The organism is Gluconacetobacter sp., from assembly GCF_047721585.1.
GTDB classification, from domain to species: Bacteria; Pseudomonadota; Alphaproteobacteria; order Acetobacterales; family Acetobacteraceae; genus Gluconacetobacter; species Gluconacetobacter dulcium.
This window is the reverse complement of the sequence record NZ_JBDNXE010000018.1, coordinates 24,617-43,280: the sequence shown is the minus strand read 5'-3', so window position 1 is coordinate 43,280 and position 18,664 is coordinate 24,617. Positions and strand designations below refer to the sequence as shown.

The window sequence follows — 18,664 nt, the reverse complement described above, 5'->3', positions numbered from 1 at the left end:
GCGGGGGGGCGGTGGGAAGATGGGCATGCCATCAGCACGCGGCATCATGAAACGGGACGGGAGGAGCATACGCACCATGAACCAGGGCGCACCAGACGGACGGGGGCAGCGCGGACCGCGCGGGGCCGGGGCGGACCCGACGCGGGATATCGCCTTCGATATCGTGCAGGGCGTTCTGGAACATCGCCGTATGCTGGAGACCAGTCTGGACCAGTCGCCCGCGGCGCGTGGCGCGGATGCGCGCGACCGGGCCGCCGCGCACCGGCTGGCGGCGACTGTGCTGCGCCATCTGGGCACCGCCGGCATGGTGCTGGAACCGTTCCTGAAGAAGGAACCGCCGCTGCCGGTGCGCACAGTACTGCTGATCGGCGTGGCGCAGATCCTGTTTCTGGATACGCCCGCCCATGCGGCGGTTGGCACGGCGGTCTCGCTGGCGCGTCGGCGTGGGCTGACGCCGTTCGCAGGTTTGGTGAATGCCGTGCTGCGCCGCGTGGCACAGGCCGGCGTGGGCGCGCTGGACGGGCTGGATCAGGACCGGCTGGATGTACCGCCCTGGTTGTGGGGCGCGTGGGGCGGATTGGCGCGACCGATCGCTGAAGCGCTGGGCCGCGAGGCCCCGCTGGACCTGACCCTGCGCCCCGGTGCGGAGTGCCCGCCGGGCGCGGACCTGTTGCCCACCGGTACGGCGCGCCTGCCGGCCGGGACGCGGGTGGTGGAACTGCCGGGGTACGCCGAGGGGGCGTTCTGGGTGCAGGACGCGGCGGCGTCGTTGCCCGCGCGCCTGCTGGCGGCGCAGCCGGGTGAGCGGATTGCCGATTTGTGCGCGGCGCCGGGGGGCAAGACGGCGCAACTGGCCTTTGCCGGGGCCGAGGTGACGGCCATCGAACGCGAGCCCGGTCGCATGGCGCGGCTGCATGAGAATCTGGCGCGTCTCGGCCTGACGGAGCGGGTGGCAACCGTGCTGGGCGATGCGACAACCTGGCGGCCCGATGCGCTGCTGGATGGCGTGCTGCTGGATGCGCCCTGTTCGGCGACCGGTACGGCGCGGCGCCACCCCGATGTATTGTGGATCAAGCGCCCGCGTGATTTGCAGGCCCTGACCGAGGGGCAGGACCGGCTGCTGGCGGCGGCGCGCGACATGCTGCGCCCCGGTGGGCGCCTGGTTTATGCCGTCTGTTCGCTTCAGCCCGAGGAAGGGCCGGAGCGCGCCCGCGCCGCGGAGGCGATGGGGCTGGTGCCCGATCCGTTCTCGGCGGAGGAACTGACGATGCTGCCCGAGGCCCTGACCCCGGAAGGCTGGCTGCGGACCCATCCGGCGCTCTGGGCGGGAATCGGGGGGATGGACGGGTTTTTCGCGGCGCGTTTCCGCCGCCCCTGACGGCTCCTGCGATCGTGAGGGCAGGGGTTATGGCTGGGCGGCACGCAACTGCTTGCATGCCGCCCGTGATTTCCTGTTACAGTGTTCGTCATGCCCATTCATTTTCCCCCCCTTATCGCGCCCAGTGTCCTTTCGGCTGATTTTTCGCGCATGGCGGACGAAGTCGCCGCCGTCGAGCGGGCTGGGGCCGACTGGCTTCATCTTGATGTGATGGACGGCCATTTCGTGCCGAATCTGTCCTTCGGCGCGCAACTGATCAAGGCGCTGCGCCCGCAATCGAGCCTGGTGTTCGACGTGCATCTGATGATGGCGCCGGTCGACCCCTATCTGGAGATGTTCGCCGAGGCGGGGGCCGACCACATTCATGTGCATGTCGAGGCCGGGCCGCATACGCACCGGACCTTGCAGCAGATCCGCGCGCTGGGTGTGAAGCCGGGCGTGGCCATCTGTCCGGCGACGCCGGCGCAGGCGGTGGAGGAAGTGCTGGATCTGGTGGACGTGATTCTGGTCATGACCGTCAATCCGGGATTTGGCGGCCAGAAATTCCTGATCAGTCAGTTGGAGAAGATCCGCACGCTGCGCCGGATGGCGGAAGCGACAGGTCGCGATATCCGGATCGGTGTCGATGGCGGCGTGGATATCAGGACCGCGGCTCTGGCGACCGAGGCCGGGGCCGACATGCTGGTGGCCGGCACTTCGGTCTACGGCCAGCCGGATTATGAGCGGGCTATCGCCGATCTGCGCGGGGCGGCCAGACGGGCTTCATGAGTCAGGGCGGGCTGTCAGACGTGGGGTGGGCGGATCTGCCTCGTGAAATGAGAGGGGCCTGATGGTCCTGCGACGTTGGAGCCAGGATGCACGTCTTTCGCTGGCTCGTCTGCCGTCGCTGGCGGGGTTGGGGCGTGTTCCTGCTGCCCCGGTCCATGTTGTGCGCGACCTGTGGCCCGGCGACCCGACATCCGGGGCGCAACTGGCGCTTGGTAGCCTGACCCATGGCGGCGTGACGCGGCGGATCGGCCCCGGCCGGTGGGAAGATCCGTCCTATCCCGATTCGTTCCGGGCCTATCTGCATGGGTTCACCTGGCTGCGGGACCTGCGCGCCGTTGGAACGGATTCGGCGCGGCTTCAGGCCCGCGCATTGGTCAATGACTGGCTGGCCCACCCGCCGACCGACCCGATGGTGCGAGACTGCGCCGTAACCGGCGCCCGGCTGGCCTCGTGGCTGGGGCATTACGATTTCTTCGCCGCATCGGCCGACGACGGATTCCGCCATCGCCTGATGCAGCGTCTGCTGGCCGAAGGACGGACGATCGCGGCCCTGTTGCCGCCCGAGACGCATGACTGGCGGGCGCTGGTCGCCTTCAAGGGCCTGCTGGCGGCGGCGATCGCGATGCCGGAGCATAGCGGCTTCCTCTCCCGCTTCATGCGCTATCTCGATGCCGAACTGGCGCGGCAGATCATGCAGGATGGCTGCCATATCCAGCGCAGCCCCGAAATCCAGTTCCTCGCCCTGCGCGAGCTGGCCGAGATGCGGGCGATGATTCAGGCGGCCCAGTTGCCGTTGCCTGATTCGCTGGCGCTGGCGCTCGACCGGATGAGCCCGGTCCTGCGCGCCCTGCGGCATGGGGATGGGGGGCTGGCGCTGTTCAACGGCAGCCATGTCGGCAATGTCGCGATGATCGAGATGGTCCTGGCGCAATCGACCCGGTCGCGGGTCGTGGCGACCACCATGCCAGACGGGGGCTTCATCCGCTTGCAGGTCGGGCGCTCGTTGCTGCTGGTCGACGCGGCGGCGCCTCCGCCGGCCGGTTTTGATGGCCTGGCCCATGCGGGGACGTTGTCCTTCGAGTTTTCGGTGGCGCGGCAGCGTGTGATCGTCAATTGCGGCGCCGGGCAGACGCCGGAATGGCGGCGCGCGCTGCGTGAAAGCGCCGCGCATTCGCTGCTGGTGCTGGAAGGCCGCTCGTCCTCCGATATCGGGCCGGATGGCGGTATCCAGCGGCGCCCGCCGCATGTGACGGCGGAACAGATGAGCCAGGACGGGGCGCACTGGCTGGATCTGTCACACGATGGCTATCACGCGCCCTTCGGTGCCTCCTGGCGTCGTCGGCTCTATCTGGGGGAGGGGGGCGAGGACCTGCGGGGCGAGGAAATCGTCGAGGGCGAACGGGCGCAGTCCTTCGATCTGCGGTTTCATCTTCATCCTGCGGTCGGAGCCGAATGGGACGCCGAGGGGCAGATCGTCATGCTGGATGTTGGGGGACGGATCTGGAAATTCCGCGCCGACGGCGGGACGCTGGCGGTCGAGGAGAGCATCTATTGCGGAGCAGGGAAGCCCGAGCGGACGCGCCAGATCGTTATTCACATTCGGCCGGGCGATAGTGTGGCGGCTGAAGCGACAGCCGAGGTGGCGGAGGCGGAGCCCCGACCGGACGAGACGGTGGAGTCGGTGCCCGTCGAAGGCGCGGCCCTGGACCGGGACGGCGATCATGAGGGCGACGGGGCGAAGGACGAGACGAAGGCAGCCGCTATCCCGGAAGCGCATGCCCGCGTTTCGCGCGCGGGAAGCGAGGAGCGGACGCGCCAGATCGTTCGCTGGGGACTGACGCGGGTGGAAGGTTAGAGAGCATCTCTGTGTCCAGCCGTGGCGGAGAACGGGTCGGTGAGCTTGTCCGCCGATCCGCCATTGCGCGCGCTGATCATGCAGGGGTTTCCGCGACGGCCGGGCGTGGTGCTATGAGAGCCTGCATGGAAATGTACGTCGGTGGCGTGTCCTCGGCGCATTTCAAGGCAGGTTCAGAGACGGCTGCGGTGCGGTGACGAATGGACGGGATGCCCTGCATGCGGATGGTCGGCACGGATAGCATGTGAACGACAATGAAAATTCTTGAAGTTACCAACGTCGATTTTTCCCTTCGGCATTTTCTTCTGCCTCTGATGCGAGGTTTGCGGGCCGAGGGACATGAGGTGATCGGTGTCTGTGCGGACGGGCCTTTGCTTGCCGAGGTGCGTGACGAGGGATTCCGCGTCGAACCGGTTCCGATGGTGCGGTCCTTTTCGCCACTGGCGCAGGTCCAGGCACTCTCGGCGCTGATGGCCCTGATCCGGCAGGAGCAGCCGGACATCGTACATGCGCACATGCCGATCAGCGGGCTGCTGGCACGGCTGGCGGCGAAGCTCTGCGGTGTTCAATGCGTGGCCTATACGTGCCATGGGTTTCTGTTCAATCAGCCGGGGTCGATGCCCCGGCGGGGCCTGTCGCTGGCGCTGGAATGGATGGCCGGTCGGATCACCGACCGGTATTTCACCGTGTCCACGCAGGAGGCTGAGGACGCGCAGCGCCTCCATATCCACCCGAAGCCGCTTGCGCTGGGCAATGGCCGCGATCCGGCCAGCTTTCATCCCGATCCCGAAGCGCGGCAGCGGATTCGTGCCGAACTGGGCGTGCCGCCCAACGCGGTCGTGATCATCGCTGTTTCACGGCTGGTACGTCACAAGGGGTATCCAGAGTTGCTGGAGGCCATGGAGCAGGTGCCTGGAGCCGAACTCTGGGTGGTGGGCGAACGCCTGGCATCGGACCATGGATCGTCGCTGGACGAGAATTTCGCGCGTGCGGAGCGCGAGCTTGGCGGCCGGCTGCGCCGGCTGGGCTATCGAAGGGACATTCCGGCCCTGCTGGCGGCCGCGGATATCTTTGTGCTGCCCAGTCATTTCGAAGGGTTGCCGATGTCGGTGATCGAAGCGATGCTGTGCGGCCTGCCCGTCGTGGCGACCGATATCCGTGGCCCGCGCGAGCAGGTGGTGAACGGCCGCACCGGTTTGCTGGTGCCCATTGGAGAGGTTGCACCGCTGGCCCGGTCGCTGTTGCGTCTGGTACGGGATTCGGACCTTCGATATCGGATGGGCAGCTCCGGGCGGATGCGTGCCCAGAGCCGATACGATGAAGCGACTGTCACCGCTCACGCCGTCGCGGCGCTGCTGGGCAACGCAAAGGACAAAAAGCCGATGCCGGACCCTCAGGCTGCGCCTCATTGAGGGCTGCCTCGCCAGGTGGCACGAGATTATCATATGGTTTTCCGTGAGCGCCGTATGGACAGTCATGGTTTCGGTGGGTAACGTATTAATATTGACTTAAAAATTCGAGTGGAAACCGCCTCGTTTGGGTTCCGATATCCTGAATGCAATTGGTATGGAGTGTGTTCGGCGGATTTGTAGGCTCTCAAGAATATTAGAGAGGGGCGAGTGTCATGCGGTTCCTGCGGGAAGTTGTTGCTCTAAAGCGCGATCGTCGGGGCGTGACCATGCTGGAATATGGGCTGATTGCGGCGCTGGTCGCTATCGTGGCCATTACTGCGCTGACGACATTGGGTAAAAATCTGGGCAACACGTTCAATAGTGTGGCCAGCGAACTTCCGACGAGCGATTCATCGGGTAGCAATCAATCCGACACCGGGAAAGTCGGTAGCAATTGATCATGTCTGAAATCCACAGGTGTGATCGATATCGTTCGTGAAGGTTTGCGCCATCGCGGGAATGGCCGGCTGGCCGCTGGGGGTGGCGTGCCTGGGCGGCGTGACGGTGCTTCTGTTCTGGGCTGCCCTCTATGATATCGCGACCCGACGGGTCTCGGATCGTCTGGTTCTCTGTGTCGCCTTGCTGGATTTTCTGCTCGCCTGCCTCGGTGGTTATCCGTGGCGTGGAGTTCTGTCCGGCTTTTGCCTCTTCGTATTGGGGGTTATTTGCTGGTCGCGCGGGTGGATGGGGGGCGGAGACGCCAAATTGCTGGGGGCTGTCGGCCTTGCGCTCCAGCCCGGCCAGGTGCCGGCGCTGGTTCTGAATATCGCGTTGGTCGGGGGTGTACTGGCCCTGGGTTATCTGCTGGGTCGGGCGGCGCTGCCGCTGCGCCATGGCAGGGCGGCGCCTCGAAACGGGGTTCAACGTATTCTGCGGATCGAGCGCTGGCGACTGCATCGTGGATGCCCCCTGCCATATGTCTGTGCCATAACGGGAGGAAGCCTCATCGTTTTCCTGTAGCCGGGGCCAGTGATGTTTCGCTTTGTTTTCTTTGTTCTTATGGCAATCGCATTGGGGGGATTTGGGACCGTGGCGTGGATCGCGACCCATCGGCCGGCCGCGAGACCCGATGTGCGGCAGGCTGCCATGGTCAAGGTCCTGGCTGCGTCGCGGTCACTGGATGGAGGGCATTTGCTGAAGCCGGAGGATGTAACCACGATCGACATCCCCCATGGGCGGGAAAGCCCCGATATGACGGTCGATTCCCCCCAAGCGCGTGAGGGGCTGATGGGGGCCATGCTGCTTCATGCCGTTGGAGGGCGCATGATCCTGCGGTCGGACGACTTGCTGCGTCCGGGAGACCGGGGGTTTCTGGCGGCTGCGCTGCATGGGGGGATGCTGGCCGTGACGGTCGGTGTCGATGCGATTACGGGCACTGCCGGGCTGATCTGGCCCGGTGACCATGTGGACCTGATTCTGACGCAGACCTTTCCGAACGAACCGCAGGCCGAACGGCGTGTGGTGGCCGAAATCGTCCTGTCGAACGTGCGGGTGATCGCCATCGACCGCCGCCTGGTGCTGGGCAGGGATGCCGGCAGGGAACCCCAGGCGCGGACGGTGACGCTGGAAGTGACCGCGATCCAGGCCGAACAGGTTTCGGTGGTGACCCGCATGGGGCTTCTGTCGCTGGCGGTGCGCTCGGCAAAGCCCGGAACCGAACCCGAGCCGGTGCCGCGCGCCGCCTGGGCCGGCGATGTTTCGCGGAGTGTGCGCGACGATCGGGTGCCGGCCCCGGCCGCCCGTTCGGTTCTGCTTTACGAAGGGGGAGCGGACGGGAAGGAGGTGCGGTTCTGATGGCGGGTAGCGGGAGAGCGGCGCGGCTGGTCATGGTGGCCACCCTGTCGGTCCTGCCGGCGCTCAATGTCCGTGCGCAGGAATCCGGTTCGGGGGAACGGGCCGAGGGGATGCAGGCCCTCAGTCTGGAAGTCGGCAGCGGGCACATGGAATACCTCCCCGAACCCGCCGCCCGGATCTTCGTCGTCGATCCCAGGATCGTGCAGGTTCGGCCGGCCAGTGGCACGAGCATGGTCCTCTATGGCGTGGCGGCCGGACGGACGACGGTGATGGCAAGCGATGCCGCTGGCCGGACGATCGCGCGCTTCACCGTCGATGTACTGCCGTCGCGCTATGGAGCGTCGCAGGCCGAGGCAGAGATCGCGCGGCAGATGCCGGGTAGCCAGGTCCGGGTTCAGGCCGATCTGCGCAATCTGGTGCTGACCGGTTCGGTCGAGTCCCCCGAGGACGCGTCACGGGCTGAGGAGATCGCGAAGGGGTTCGTGGCCGGTAACCAGGGGGTGACCGATCGGATTGCTATCCGCTCTGCTACACAGGTCACGCTCGTCGTGCGGATTGCCGAGATGGACCGGAATGTGGTCCGCCAGTTGGGAATCGACTGGCAGGCGGTCGGCAATATGGGAAAGTTCGGCAGCTTTCCGGCGCTGACGCTGAACATGAACGCCAGCACGGCCGCCTGTGTGGCAACCCGCAATCCGTTCTGCCTGGGCAGCAACGTCAATGGTGTGGTTGATGCGCTGGCCCAGGACAATCTGGTGCGGCTGCTCGCCGAACCGAACCTGACGGTCATGAGCGGGCAAAGCGCCAGTTTTCAGGTAGGCGGCCAATATCCTATTCCGCTGGCACAGCAGGCTGGGGCGATCTCGGTTGCCTTCAAGAGCTACGGCGTCAGCCTGACGTTTCTGCCGACGGTTTTCAGTAACGGGCGAATCAATCTGCATGTGGTGCCGGAGGTGAGCCAGTTGAGCAACCAGAACAGCGTCTCGGTCACCACCTCGGGCTCTACCTCCGTCATCCCCGCCCTGACGGTCAGGCGGGCGGAGACGACGGTGGAACTGGGCAGCGGTGAGACCTTCGCCATCGCCGGTCTGCTGGAGGATTCGTTGACGGATTCGACCAGGGCCATTCCCGGTGCCGGCGATATTCCGGTGTTGGGGACGCTGTTCCGGTCGGGGAATTTCAATCGACAGGAGACCGAACTGGTCATTCTCGTCACGCCGTATCTCGTTCGGCCGGTGGCCGATCGCGCCCGTATGACCGCACCGACCGACATGGCGGGGGTGCCGGGTGAGTTGGACCGCCTGCTGCTGTTGCGGCAGGCGATGCCGACTCAGCCCGCCCGGCCCGTTGCCGTGCCGGGGAGTGCCGGATTCTTTGTCGAATGACGGTGGTGGGCGCGCGACGTGTCAGGTCGGGCATGCTGTGTTGTGTTCTGGTTCTGCTGGCGGGTTGCGCGTCGCTGGAGCCTTATCGCAGGCCCTATGCCTGGCACCCCGTGGGGGCCAATCAGGCCAATCTGGCGGCAATGGTTGCCGATCCGCATGACCTGGCGCGTGGGCAGTCTGAACAGGAAACGGATGCGCGGGCGCCGGTGCTGGCGATCGAGCGTGTGCGCGAGGACAAGCCGAAGCGATTGCCTTCCACCAGCGGGATTTTCGGTGGCGCCATGGGATCCGGGTCGGGATTGGCGGCTGGTGCCAATAATGGCGGGTCGCCCGTATCCGCATACGGGTACTGAACGATGACGGAGATGGACACGGCGGGCCGGCACGACAGACCGTTCCTGATGGGGTTTATCGGCGACGCCGGGACCGAGGCGATCATTCGTGATGGTCTGGGATCATTCGTCGGCTTCACCGTCGATCTGCGCCGTGGGTCCGTCCGGACTGCCATCGCTGCCCTGCGCCGGCAGGCAACCCCGAAAATATTGATCGTCGATATCGGGGAAGAAAAGCAGCCGATCAGCGCCCTGCGCGAACTGGCCAATGTGGTCGAGCCGGATGTGTCGGTCCTGCTGGTCGGCACCCTGGATAGCGCGGATTTCTATCGCGAGGTCACGCGCGGGCTCGGCGTGCTGGAATATCTGCCGCGTCCGCTGACGCGAGAAAAGATCGCGCGCGAATTCGGCCCGGTGCTGATGGGACAGATCCCCGAGCGCGACAATGGCGGTCGGTGCGTGACGGTTACCGGCGTGCGGGGCGGGGTGGGGGCCTCCACCATCGCGACCAACCTGGCATGGCTGTTCGGGGTGGCGATGCACCGCCATACGGTGCTGCTGGATGCCGACCTGTATCGGGGCATGACGGCCCTGATGCTCGACGTGGCGGCGGGGGCTGGATTGTGCCAGGCGTTGGAGATGCCGGAACGGATTGATGTGCTGCTCCTCGAACGCGCGGCCGTTCCGGCGGCCGAGCGGCTGCATGTGCTGGCGGACCGGCTTGATTTCATGACCGAACTGAACTGCGCACCGGCCGCGACGCGTGCCCTGCTGGGTGTGTTGCGGAATCGATACAATTTTATCGTGGCGGATGTGCCGTTTGTGCCGAACAGGTTCAGTCGCGATCTGCTGATGGAAGTGCATCAGCGCATTCTGGTTCTGGAGCCGACCCTGGCATCGGTGCGCGAGACACTGCGTCTGCTGGAGGTTCCGCCCGGCCCCTTGCAGAAACAGCGGCCGGTTCTGGTCCTGAATCGTATGGGCCGGCCCGGCACGCTGAACCGTCGGCAGGTGGAGGATGCCCTGAAAAATCATGTCGACCTGATTATTCCCGATCTGCCGCGTCAGGTCGGAAATGCTGAAACATTGGGAGAGGCGGCGGTCGCCGCGCGCGGCGTGTTTCGTAACGCGATGTTCGAACTGGCGCGGCAGGTCGATGCGGTGGGCATGCTGGATGTCGGGTCCGGATTGTCAGCGGGGCCGACAGCCGGGATCGGGCGACGCTGGCTGTCGTTCGGTCGGCGATGACGGGGTTTCGTCCTCCGGCCTTCGGCCGTCGCGTGGTCAAAGGGGGGCCGCTGTCCGCGCCCGACAGGGGTGCGCCGACAGGGCAGCCCCAGCACCCCGTGGCCAGGGTCGAACCCGCCGGTGCCAGCCTGCCGTTTGAGATTCTTGCCGATCTGCGTGCGATCTGTCTTGATCGGCTGGATCCTGCCGCTGTCGCCGCCATGGCCCCGGAGCGGCTGCGCGCGGATATGGAGCGGCTGATCTCCGAGATCGCGACCGAGCGGCGCATCCAGTTGAACAGTCGTGAGCAGAAGATCCTGGCTGAGGAACTCGTCTTCGACATGCTCGGGCTGGGCCCTCTGGAGCCTCTGCTGGATGACGACCGCATCAGCGAAATCATGGTGAATGGGCCTGACAATGTCTTTGTTGAGAGCAAAGGCAGGCTGGTCGCCTCGGGCGTGCGGTTCCGCGATACGGCCCATCTGGCGGCGATCTGTCAGCGGATTGCCTCCGCCGTCGGGCGGCGGATCGACGAAGCCAGCCCGATGGCCGACGCACGTCTACGGGACGGATCGCGTGTCAATATCGTCTTTCCACCGCTGGCTCTCGACGGTCCTTATCTGACGATCCGGAAATTTGGACGCCAGATCATTGATCTGGAGCGGCTGGTCGCCTTCGGGTCGCTGACCGCGCCGGTTGCCCGCGTGTTGCGGATTGCCGCGCAGGTACGGCTGAACATCATCGTCTCCGGCGGCACGGGGGCAGGCAAGACGACATTGTTGAACGCCCTGTCGCGGCTGATCGATGCCAGCGAACGGGTGATCACCATCGAGGACGCGGCGGAGTTGCAGTTGCAGAAGCCGCATGTGGTGCGCCTGGAAACCCGGCCGGCGAACCTGGAGGGCGGTGGAGAGATCGCGCAGCGTGAACTGATGCGCAATGCGCTGCGCATGCGCCCCGACCGCATCATCATTGGAGAATGCCGGGGGCAGGAGGCCTTCGACATGCTCCAGGCGATGAATACCGGCCATGACGGCAGCATGTCGACGGTGCATGCCAATACCACCCGCGACGCGCTGACACGCATCGAGAACATGGTGCAGATGGGCAATATGGGTCTGCCCTCGCACGCGATCCGCAATCAGATCCTGGGCGCCGTCGACCTGATCATCCAGGTGGAGCGTCAGCGTGATGGCGGGCGGCGTATCGTCCAGGTGACCGAAATCTGCGGTATGGACGGCGATGTCTTTACCCTGAACGACATCTTTCGCTTCGAGGTCCAGGGCGAAGGCCCCGACGGGCGCCTGACAGGGCGCTATACGGTCAGCCGCGTGCCGCCTTCCTTCATGCGGCGTCTGGCCTGTTTCGGCCTGGAGCGGGAATGGCATGCGGCCGTTGAACAGGCTGCCGGCGAATGTTGAGTGGTGCAGTCTCGCCGACAATGTTGCTGAGCCTGTCCGGCCTGTGGCTGGTGGCGGTGGCCGCGAGCGGCCTGCTGGCCTTGAGGGCCCACGAGCGTAGCCGTCGTCGGGATGCGCGGATGGCGGCGGTGGTGCGGCCTTATCGTCCGGAGCCGGTCGTCGAACTGTCGGCATTCAAGCCGTTGCGTCGGGTCCGGCGCCCGCTGGTCCAGCGTGCGGTCGGGCTTTTGGGCGTCGACGTGGCACGGGCGGATCTTTATCCCCTGCCGTGGTGGATTGTGCCGATCGGGGCTTTCGTCGCGGTGGGTCTCTTGGCGTTCATGATGAAGGATCTTGCCGGCGTTTATGCGACTCCGATCATGGTCGTGGTCGGAATCGGCCTATGCCGGGCCGGCTTCGGCTGGATGACGGATAGGCGGCGGGAGCGGCAGCTCAGGCAGTTTCCCGACGTATTGTCGACCATCGTGCGGTCGGTCAGTGTTGGTATTCCTATGCTGGAGGCGATGCGGGGCGTAGCCCGGGAAGTGCCGGAACCGACAGGGCCGGAATTTTCCCGTATGCTGGAGCAGATTTCCATCGGCGTTCCGCTGGAGGACGGGCTTCACGACATGGCGGCCCGGTCGGGCTTGCCGGAATATCGGTTCTTCGCCACCGCGCTGGCGCTCCAGACGCAGACTGGCGGCTCGCCGCGCGCCACGCTGGAAGGGCTGGCCGATGTGATCCGCAAGCGGTTGGCCCTGAAGGCCCGTGGCTATGCTCTGGCGTCGGAGGCGCGGGCCAGCGCCGCCGTGCTGGCCGTGTTGCCCCTGGCGCTGGGCGCGTTGCTGTGGCTGACGAACCGGACTTATATCCGCCTGCTGTTCACCGATCCGGCAGGGCACGTGATTCTGGCGCTTGCTATCGGGTCCCTGGCGATGGGTATTCTGATGATGCGCGCTATCATCCGTCGGACCTTGACATGATCGGGCTGATGCCGGCGCTCTGGGTGGCGACGATTGCGACGCTGCTGGTGATGGTGATGCTGACGGCCGCGATCATACGCCGGCAGCGCATCGGGCGACGATTGCGCGATCTGCGGGCGCCACCCTCGGGGCGTGCGGCAAATGTGGTCGCGGTCAGGCGAGTGGGCACCTCGTCACTTCATCTGATTGCCGCGCTGGGGCACTGGATCGTCAGGCGGGGACTTTTATCCACCGGCACGTTGGACGAGCTACGGGCATCCCTGGCTGCGACCGGCGTACGCGGCGCCAGTGCGGTCGGCCTGTTTATCGGGGTCAAGATCCTGCTGGCAACGCTGCTGCCTCTATCGGCGATCGTTCTCCTTTCCCGGCTGGAGAGTGATATGTCGGCATTGTCGTATCGCGCCCTGATCGCCGCCGCCGCCATCGGCGGCCTGCTGCTGCCGGATTGGATCGTGCGGGCGCGGCGCAACCGCTATCTGCGAGAAGTCGAACGCGGCCTGCCGGATGCGCTGGATGTGATGGTGATCTGTACCCAGGCGGGCATCGGGCTGGGGCAGGCGATCGTCATGGTCGGCGTAGAACTACAGGACGTCTGTCCCGCGATCGCCAGCGAGTTCGCCCAGACGGCCAGCGAACTGAGCGTGATTGCCGATACCAGGCAGGTGCTGGTCAACCTCGGAGCGCGTACCGGTGTCGATGGGCTGAGACGCCTGACGGCGACACTGTTGCAGACGCTGCAATATGGAACGCCGATGACCGATGCGTTGCGCGGGCTGGCGGGCGAACTGCGGCAGGAGACACTGACGCGCTATGAGGCCGGGGCCGGGCGGCTGTCCGTCCTGCTGACATTGCCGACGCTGCTGTTCATCATGCCTTGCGTGTTCCTGATCGCCGGAGGGCCTGCCGGCATTCAGGTCATGCATATTCTTCATAACCACAAACCCTGATGCAGTGGACGGGATATCATTTGTGAAATCAGCCATGGTTACGAAATGGGCGTTCGTCGTGCTGATTGCGGGGAGTCTGTGCGCCTGCGCAGGCAGCGGGGGGAAGGAATATGCGGAGAGTGGGCGTCTGGATGTCGCGCGGGCGGCGTTGCGCGGTGGAGCGCCGCAGATCGCATTGCGTGCCGCCACGGCCCGCCTGACCGACGATCCGATGGATGCGGAGGCCGCTCTGATCCAGGGTGACGCACTGACGGCGCTTGGTCGGCCGGAACAGGCGGAATGGAGCTATCGGGCTGTCTTGCGTCGTCGCCCGGATATGGCTGGTGCCCATATGGGGCTGGGTCGGTGCCTGCTGGCGACGGACACGGCGGAAGCCGAGCGGCAATTCCTGTCGGTTGTCGGGCGGGAACCGGGCAATGCCGCCGCGTGGAATGACCTTGGCGTGGCACGGGATCTCCTGCGTCGGCATGACGACGCGCAGATGGCCTATCGCCGGGCATTGGCAGTCAACCCGCAGATGATCGGTGCGCAGGTCAATCTGGCCCTGTCACTGGCGATGGGGGGCAATGCCAGCGCGGCGGAGCGCATGGTGCGTCCGTTTGCGGACGATGCCAGCGCGAATGCCAAACTGCGTCACGACCTGGCGGCGGTGCTGGCGATGGGCGGCCAACGTGGCGAGGCCGCGCGCATTCTCTCCGCCGATCTGTCGCCGCAACAGGTCCGCCAGGCGCTGTCGGCCTACATTGAGGCGCGCGATGGGGCAAGCGCCCCCCGGATTGCCGTGCCGTAGGCATGCCGGACGCGACGGGCGCGGGTTGGCGGCGATTGCGGAGAGAGTTCGATCGGCGCGGCTCGGTCGCGTTGCTTGTCGCCCTGGCGCTGCCGGTGCTGATGGGGGTGTTGGGCCTTGCGATCGACATCAGCTACTGGGCGATGACGCGCCTGGAATTGCAGCGCGTCGCGGATCTCGCGGCCGTGGCGGGTGTTGCGCGCTATGGGGCCAGCGGGCAGGTCTCCGATGCGTTGGATACGGCCGCGGCTGTTGCCGAACTGAATGGTCTGCCGGCCGGGAGGCGGGACGGGGACGGAATTGTGACCCGGATCGACATGGCCGGGGCTTACAGGACCACGATCACCTTCGCCGCGCCCGCTACGCTCACGGTGACGATCGTGAAGGCGGTGCCGCGCCTGTTCAGTGCCTTGTTCCTGACCTCTGGCACCCAGCCGGTTTCGGCCCGCGCCGTGGCGCGGCTGACGGCGCGCACCCGTGGTGGGGCGGCCTGCGTCCTCGCCCTTTCCGGCGCGGGTGAGACGGTTCTTGAGGCTGGTGCCCGCCTGAGCATGCCGGGGTGCGATCTGCGCACCAACGCCGCTCTGGCGTTCGGTGCGGAGGCTGCGGTCGATGTTGCGAACCTGGTGGCCGGCGGGAGCATCGGGCCGGACGGGAGCGATATATGTTCGGCGCTGACCTGCGTGCAGTATGCGGCGCGGATGGCTGATCCCTATGCGGCTCCATACGGCAGCCTGCTGGGCGGGCCGGTGCAGGCCGTGAGCCTGCCGAAAGGACAGACAACGTTCTCGCCGTCGCCCGTGGGGACGGCTTATGTGTGGCGGGTGGGCAGTGGGGCTTATACGCTGATGCCGGGGATTTATTACATCAGCGGGGATTTCACTGTGAATGCGGGCACGACGCTGACCGGGACGGGGGTGACGATCATCGCCAGCGGCAATGTCGCCATCGACGGCAGTGCCTCGCTCCATCTCGCGGCACCGGTTACGGGCGCTTCGGCCGGATTGCTGTTCGCCTCGGCCGGCAGCCTGTTCCAGTTCACCGGTGGGACGGCCACCACCCTGACCGGCGCGATCTACGCGCCGCGGGCCAATCTGGTCATCGACGGTGACAATGGGGTGGCGGCTGATTGTCTTTATGCCGTTGCCGCGTCCGTGACGTTCAAGGGCGGTGCCAGCTTCGCCGATGGCGACTGCCGGGCGGCGGGCATGAAGCCGATTTATGACCTGCCGGCTGTCGCGAGTCTGGTGGAATGACGGGCACCTGTCGGGATGGTCGCGGCCGGGCCGGGGTGGCCGCATTGGAATTTGCGCTGGTGACGCCGTTCCTGCTGGCGGTCCTGGCCGGGCTGGCGGATTTTCCGCTGGCCTTCTGGGATCGGATGACGCTGATTTCAGCGGTGGAGAGCGGGGCGAACTATGCCTTTGCCGTGGAGCAGAATGCCTCTGGCACGCACGATGCGCTCTTGCCTGGCGATGTACGGAACGCGGTGCTGGCCGTCGGCGGGCTGCCGGGCATGATTGTCACGGTCGGTGCGGCCACGACCAATTGCATTCAGCCGGGAACGGTCAGCACCCTGATCGCGGTGCCGGCGGATGGGATCTGCCCGGACGGGACTTTGCCTGGAACCTATATGAGCATCGCGGCATCCTATCGCTATGCGCCGCTTATGCCGTTCTACGCGATGGTGGCCCCGGCGACCCTGACGGACATGGCCACGGTCAGGCTGCAATGAGACGCGGGTGCGATCTGGCACGCGACAGGCGCGCGGCGGCGGTGATCGAATTTGCCGTTGTGGCCAGCATTTTTCTGACGATGCTGGTGGGCGCGATCGAGATAGGGCTGCAATGGTGGACGTGCGACTGCCTGCAAATGACGGCGGACCTGACGGCGCGATGCATTGCCCAGGGTGCGTGCCGCGACGATCCGCTGGGGTTTGCGACAACGGAGGCTGCCGACTGGGCGTTGCCTGGGGCGGTGTCGGTATTGTCGGTCGATGACCAGGCCGCATCCTGCCATGGCATGGTCGTGTCGGGCACGCGCTTCGTCACCGTCCAGATCCGTTCGGATTTATGGTCGGGTCTGTCGTTTCCGTTTGTCGCGCCGTCGCTCTCGGTCTCGGCCTGCTATCCGCAGGTATCGTGAGGGCGCGGATATCCCCTTCCGCCGTAGCGGCGGAAGGGGGCGTCTTCCAGAGGTTCAGCGTGCCAGGAAGGTCCTGATCTTGCTGTTGACCTCTTCCGACCGTTCCATCTGCGGCATATGGCCGGTGTCGGGCAGGATCTCGACCGTGATCGCGTCCGGCAGGTCTGCCGCGTGGCTGGAGGGCAGGATTTCGTCGTCCTTGCCCCAGATGACCAGGGTGGGGGGAACGCTCTCCAGCACCGGGCGCAGATTGTCGGTCTGGCGACCGTCGGCGAAGTTTGCCGCCGCGACCTGGCGCAAGGCATCGACCGCGCCGTCCAGACGCTTGTAGCGCAGGACGTCGTCCGCCATCTTGCGGCCGATCAGCCCCTTGTCATGGACCAGATAGGACAGGACCGGGATCAGGGTCTTCTGGCGGTCGGCGGTGATGAAGCCGTCGATGAAGGCCATGTTGATGTCCGGGCCGAGGCCGGCCGGCGCCAGTAGGGCCAGCGAGGCTACACGCGACGGGGCGTTTTTGACCGTGGTCAGCGCCACGCCGCCGCCCAGCGAATGGGCCACAAGATGGGCGCGTTCGATGCCCAGCGTGTCCAGCAGGTCTACGACCACCGAGGAGAAGAATTCCAGCGATCCGGGGCCGACATCCTTGCCCGAGCCGCCATGGCCGGGGAGGTCGAAGGCGATGACGCGCCGGTTGGATGCCAGCGCGGCATGGTTGAACAGCCAGTTGCCGATATCGCCGCCGAAACCGTGGATGAGCACGATGGGGTCGCCATCGCCATGGCCGATATCCAGAACGCGCAGCGCGCGCCCCTTGACGTCGATCACGCTCGGCTCGGGCGGGGTATCGTCGGCGCTCTCGGCCGCGCCGGCGGAAAATTCGGCGTTGAATTGTGCGATGAAGGCGTCGATATCGGCGTCGGACGTATCGGCGTCGGCCAGCACGCCGATCAGCGCGCCGACGGCCAGCATTTCACCTTCCTGCGCAACCTGACGGCGCAGCACGCCGGCGGCCGGGCTTTCATACGCGTTGGTGATCTTGCTGGTTTCGATATCCGCCAGATCGTCACCCGCCTTGACGGTCGCGCCGGGGCGGACCATCCAGCCGGCCAGTTTGCCCTCGGTCATCGCCAGACCGAATTTGGGCATGGTGATGGGGGTGATGGAAGCGTTCATGATCAGGCTGCCTCGGTGACTTTGTGGTTCATGACGGCCTTGACGGCGGCCTCGATCTTCGCGGCGTCGGGCAGGTAGAGGGCCTCCAGCACCGAGGCGAAGGGGACCGGAGTGTGGGGGGGAATCACCCGCCGGATCGGTGCCTTCAGGGCATCGAACGCCTCTTCCGCCACCAGGGCCGAGATATCGGCGGCCATGTTGCAGCGCGGGCTGGATTCATCGACGATCACCAGCCGGCCGGTATCGGCCACGCAATCCAGGATGGTGTCGCGGTCGAGCGGCGAGGTCGTGCGCGGGTCGATCACGGTGCAGCTGATGCCCTGGCGTTCCAGCTTATCGGCGGCTTCGTTGGCCAGCTTCACCATCCGGCCGAAGGCGACGATGGTCACGTCGTCGCCCTCGCGCGTCAGGTTCGCCTCGCCGAAGGGGATGGTGTAGGCCTCGTCGGGTACCTCTTCCTCGTCGTCGTACATCACCTTGTGTTCGAGGAAGATCACCGGATCGTCGTCGCGGATCGCTTCGATCAGCAGGCCCTTGGCCTCGTAGGGCGAGGAGGGGATGACGACCTTCAGGCCGGGAATGTGGGTGAACAGCGGGTAGAGCGCCTGGCTGTGTTGGGCGGCGGCGTTGAAGCCGGCACCGAACATGGCGCGGATGACCAGCGGCGTGCGGGCCTTGCCGCCGAACATGTAGCGGAACTTGGCGGTCTGGTTCATGATCTGGTCGAGGCAGCTGCCGACGAAATCGACGAACATCAGTTCGGCCACCGGACGCAGGCCCGTGGCGGCGGCTCCGGCGGCGGCGCCGATATAGGATGCTTCGGTGATCGGGGTGTCGAGTACGCGCTCGGGGCCGAATTCGGTGTACAGGCCCTTGGTGACGCCCAGCACGCCGCCCCAGGCATCGACGACGCCGGACGTGCCGCCCTGACCGCCGGCCACGTCCTCGCCCATGATGATCACGCGCGGATCGCGGCGCATTTCCAGTCGCATGGCCTCGTTGATGGCCTGCCGGAAGCTCTTTTTGCTCATGA

The 18,664-nt window shown here is 65.9% G+C and carries 19 protein-coding genes; 17 read left to right on the top strand and 2 right to left on the bottom strand.

Annotated elements, in window-relative coordinates:
- The first annotated feature begins 76 nt into the window (after positions 1 to 76).
- The 17 genes from ABF821_RS05715 to ABF821_RS05635 all read left to right on the top strand — a co-directional run bounded on the left by ABF821_RS05715 (position 77) and on the right by ABF821_RS05635 (position 16,455).
- Entirely contained in the window at positions 77 to 1,378 is a 1,302-nt protein-coding gene (locus tag ABF821_RS05715; protein ID WP_415529347.1) for an RsmB/NOP family class I SAM-dependent RNA methyltransferase, read from the top strand.
- Positions 1,379 to 1,528: 150 nt separating this feature from the next.
- Entirely contained in the window at positions 1,529 to 2,146 is a 618-nt protein-coding gene (gene rpe / locus ABF821_RS05710) for a ribulose-phosphate 3-epimerase (protein WP_415529344.1), read from the top strand.
- A 61-nt stretch (positions 2,147 to 2,207) separates the two neighbouring features.
- Positions 2,208 to 4,001, top strand: a complete 1,794-nt coding sequence (locus ABF821_RS05705; protein WP_415529343.1) for a heparinase II/III family protein — start codon at positions 2,208 to 2,210, stop codon at positions 3,999 to 4,001.
- 254 nt (positions 4,002 to 4,255) lie between these two features.
- On the top strand, positions 4,256 to 5,413 hold the full coding sequence (locus ABF821_RS05700; RefSeq protein ID WP_415529342.1) for a glycosyltransferase family 4 protein: 1,158 nt from the start codon (positions 4,256 to 4,258) through the stop codon (positions 5,411 to 5,413).
- A gap of 212 nt (positions 5,414 to 5,625) precedes the next feature.
- The gene (locus ABF821_RS05695) at positions 5,626 to 5,850 is read left to right on the top strand and encodes a Flp family type IVb pilin (RefSeq protein ID WP_182972923.1); all 225 of its coding nucleotides are present in this window, start codon (positions 5,626 to 5,628) and stop codon (positions 5,848 to 5,850) included.
- A gap of 37 nt (positions 5,851 to 5,887) precedes the next feature.
- The gene (locus ABF821_RS05690) at positions 5,888 to 6,412 is read left to right on the top strand and encodes an A24 family peptidase (protein WP_415529341.1); all 525 of its coding nucleotides are present in this window, start codon (positions 5,888 to 5,890) and stop codon (positions 6,410 to 6,412) included.
- A gap of 12 nt (positions 6,413 to 6,424) precedes the next feature.
- Complete coding sequence (cpaB, locus tag ABF821_RS05685; RefSeq protein ID WP_415529340.1) at positions 6,425 to 7,246, top strand: Flp pilus assembly protein CpaB; 822 nt, start codon at positions 6,425 to 6,427, stop codon at positions 7,244 to 7,246.
- Complete coding sequence (locus ABF821_RS05680) at positions 7,246 to 8,631, top strand: type II and III secretion system protein family protein (RefSeq protein ID WP_415529339.1); 1,386 nt, start codon at positions 7,246 to 7,248, stop codon at positions 8,629 to 8,631. Before cpaB ends, ABF821_RS05680 begins: the two co-directional genes overlap by 1 nt.
- Positions 8,628 to 8,984 (top strand): CpaD family pilus assembly lipoprotein, encoded by a 357-nt coding sequence (locus ABF821_RS05675; RefSeq protein WP_415529338.1) that lies wholly within the window; start codon positions 8,628 to 8,630, stop codon positions 8,982 to 8,984. The genes ABF821_RS05680 and ABF821_RS05675 overlap by 4 nt, the downstream gene beginning before the upstream one ends.
- Positions 8,985 to 8,987: 3 nt before the next feature.
- The gene (locus tag ABF821_RS05670) at positions 8,988 to 10,211 is read left to right on the top strand and encodes an AAA family ATPase (protein ID WP_182972928.1); all 1,224 of its coding nucleotides are present in this window, start codon (positions 8,988 to 8,990) and stop codon (positions 10,209 to 10,211) included.
- Entirely contained in the window at positions 10,208 to 11,611 is a 1,404-nt protein-coding gene (locus tag ABF821_RS05665) for a CpaF family protein (protein WP_415529337.1), read from the top strand. Before ABF821_RS05670 ends, ABF821_RS05665 begins: the two co-directional genes overlap by 4 nt.
- Positions 11,605 to 12,573, top strand: coding sequence for a type II secretion system F family protein (locus ABF821_RS05660; RefSeq protein WP_415529336.1), 969 nt, complete (start codon positions 11,605 to 11,607; stop codon positions 12,571 to 12,573). The genes ABF821_RS05665 and ABF821_RS05660 overlap by 7 nt, the downstream gene beginning before the upstream one ends.
- Entirely contained in the window at positions 12,570 to 13,520 is a 951-nt protein-coding gene (locus ABF821_RS05655) for a type II secretion system F family protein (protein ID WP_415529335.1), read from the top strand. The genes ABF821_RS05660 and ABF821_RS05655 overlap by 4 nt, the downstream gene beginning before the upstream one ends.
- A 22-nt stretch (positions 13,521 to 13,542) precedes the next feature.
- A complete protein-coding gene (locus tag ABF821_RS05650) occupies positions 13,543 to 14,310 on the top strand; it encodes a tetratricopeptide repeat protein (RefSeq protein ID WP_415529334.1) in 768 nt (255 codons plus the stop codon).
- A 2-nt stretch (positions 14,311 to 14,312) separates the two neighbouring features.
- Positions 14,313 to 15,566 (top strand): pilus assembly protein TadG-related protein, encoded by a 1,254-nt coding sequence (locus ABF821_RS05645; RefSeq protein WP_415529333.1) that lies wholly within the window; start codon positions 14,313 to 14,315, stop codon positions 15,564 to 15,566.
- Positions 15,563 to 16,045, top strand: a complete 483-nt coding sequence (locus tag ABF821_RS05640; RefSeq protein ID WP_415529332.1) for a TadE/TadG family type IV pilus assembly protein — start codon at positions 15,563 to 15,565, stop codon at positions 16,043 to 16,045. The genes ABF821_RS05645 and ABF821_RS05640 overlap by 4 nt, the downstream gene beginning before the upstream one ends.
- The gene (locus ABF821_RS05635) at positions 16,042 to 16,455 is read left to right on the top strand and encodes a TadE/TadG family type IV pilus assembly protein (protein WP_182972935.1); all 414 of its coding nucleotides are present in this window, start codon (positions 16,042 to 16,044) and stop codon (positions 16,453 to 16,455) included. Before ABF821_RS05640 ends, ABF821_RS05635 begins: the two co-directional genes overlap by 4 nt.
- 54 nt (positions 16,456 to 16,509) lie before the next feature.
- On the opposite strand, the gene ABF821_RS05630 is transcribed toward ABF821_RS05635, so the two are convergent.
- Positions 16,510 to 17,631, bottom strand: coding sequence for an acetoin dehydrogenase dihydrolipoyllysine-residue acetyltransferase subunit (locus tag ABF821_RS05630; RefSeq protein ID WP_415529331.1), 1,122 nt, complete (start codon positions 17,629 to 17,631; stop codon positions 16,510 to 16,512).
- Positions 17,632 to 17,633: 2 nt separating this feature from the next.
- Positions 17,634 to 18,662: an alpha-ketoacid dehydrogenase subunit beta gene (locus ABF821_RS05625; protein ID WP_182972937.1), complete on the bottom strand. Its 1,029-nt coding sequence runs from the start codon at positions 18,660 to 18,662 to the stop codon at positions 17,634 to 17,636.
- Between the last annotated feature and the right edge of the window lie 2 nt (positions 18,663 to 18,664).